The organism is Roseivivax isoporae LMG 25204 (assembly GCF_000521865.1).
Classification (GTDB): Bacteria; Pseudomonadota; Alphaproteobacteria; order Rhodobacterales; family Rhodobacteraceae; genus Roseivivax; species Roseivivax isoporae.
In genome coordinates this window covers 1-1,671 of record NZ_JAME01000106.1, presented here as the reverse complement: position 1 = coordinate 1,671, position 1,671 = coordinate 1, and the positions used below count along the sequence as shown (strand labels likewise).

The 1,671-nt window shown below is 64.2% G+C and carries 2 protein-coding genes; both read right to left on the bottom strand.

All coding sequences use genetic code 11. From position 1 onward, the window contains the following. Positions 1-643: hypothetical protein (locus tag RISW2_RS22775; protein ID WP_043775691.1), on the bottom strand; the 643-nt coding region annotated here is incomplete at its 3' end. Between the two features lie 18 nt (positions 644-661). Then, on the bottom strand, positions 662-1,671 hold a 1,010-nt coding region (locus tag RISW2_RS25185), incomplete at its 5' end, for an SGNH/GDSL hydrolase family protein (RefSeq protein ID WP_043775689.1).

The window sequence follows — 1,671 nt, the reverse complement described above, 5'->3', positions numbered from 1 at the left end:
TCGCGTTGGTGCCCACGAGCTTGCCGTTGACGTACAAGTAGCCGGTGGTCCCGATCCGCGCGAACGCGATCTGGCGTGGCTCTCCCTGGCCGAGGCGATCCGGCGCGATAGCGGCCAAACTGGTCGCGCCTGTCCCAAGGACGCCCCGCACCGCTTCACCGCCAAGACCGCTGTCGATCCAGAGGGAGGCGGTGTTTGCGTTGTTGGAGGTATCCCAGAGGATCGGCTGGTAGTTGGCCGTGTTGAAGCCGGAAAGCGGCTGCTCATCCCAGACGATGGCGAGATAGTCATCGTTGTCTGTCGAGAAGTCCATGTAGCTGCCGCCGATCTCGAAGAAGTCGGTGACGTCCTTCGTCCCCGACGGGAAGATCAGGCCTTCGCGCGACGCGCTCTGGGTGATCGTGCCGCCGGCATTCCTGAGCGTGCCAACAGGCGCGAGCGTTTCGGGGAGATCGAAGTCGCGCGCGAGATTGACGAACTCGGTGCCGTTCGCTGGGGTGGTGGCCGTGGTGGGGTTGCAGGCCGGATTGGTGAAGTCGAAGCACCACAGCCACTCTTCGAGACCCAGAACCGGGTCGCGCTCGAGGCGCTGTCGGCTGAGGTCTGTCATGGCACTGGAGGAGCGCAGGATGATCGCGGTCATGTTCCGTCCTTTCCGGGATCAGGCGGCGGTGACCCAGCCGGGAATCCAGCCGAGCGCGCGCAGTTTTTCGTTGATGAGTTGTGCAACGACGCCGTAGCCGGCGGCGTTCAGGTGAATCGCGTCGTGGCGCAGGCTGTCCGGCGGCACGTCGTTTCCGATGTCGATAGTGTCCTGCGCCGTCGGCGTAATGCCGGCACGTGGAAGGCCCTCCGTGATGAGGAGCCGACGGACGTCGAGGTAGCGATCGGTGTAGAGCGCTTCGAGGTCGTTGTTCAGCCCGACAGTGGTCAGATAGCGGCTTCCACTGGGGCCGTATTCCTCCGGATCGTAGTCACCGGTCAGGACGGACAGGACGAGATAGCGTCCGCCCTTGCGCTCGATGCGCGAGACGCATGCCGCGATCCCGTCCTTGATCTGGTCAGTCTCGGTCTGATCGTTGCGCCCAAGCCAGAGGATTGAAATATCGCCCTGCAGCTCTTCGGTCAGGAACAACATGGGCGACTGCGCCGGGCAGTTTGCAGGCAACGTGGCATCGGCATCCGGCGTGAAGGTGTAACTCTCGGAGGTCGACGGCGGCCCGCCCGCCGCACTGCGCCGCAAGGTGCCTGATACCCCCTGAATTCGCACCCGCGCCGCGATCGTCGTGTTGTTCCCCTGCGAGGACAACGGGAACGGCTGGTCCTTATCTGCGGCCATGCCGCCCGAGGTCGACAGTTCGACCGCATCGATATGGGTGATCGTGTTGGCGCCGCTCGAGATCGTGTTGCCGGTCACCGTGACACGCGCGACGTTCCCGCCTTGCCGCATGGCAATCTGCTTGGAGGTCTGGCCTCCGATGCCGCGGTTGAAGATGAGGATGCCGGTCAGTGTGGCCAGTTCATCGGGGAAGCTCGTGCCCGTGCCGTCTTGGTTGCCGAACGTCAGGCTGTCTCCCCAGCACTGGATCCTGGCGCCTGGGGTGACGTCCGGTTGATCGATCGAGAGGTCCAGTCCGGGCGCACGTGTAGAGCCGTCCGCGAAATGGATGA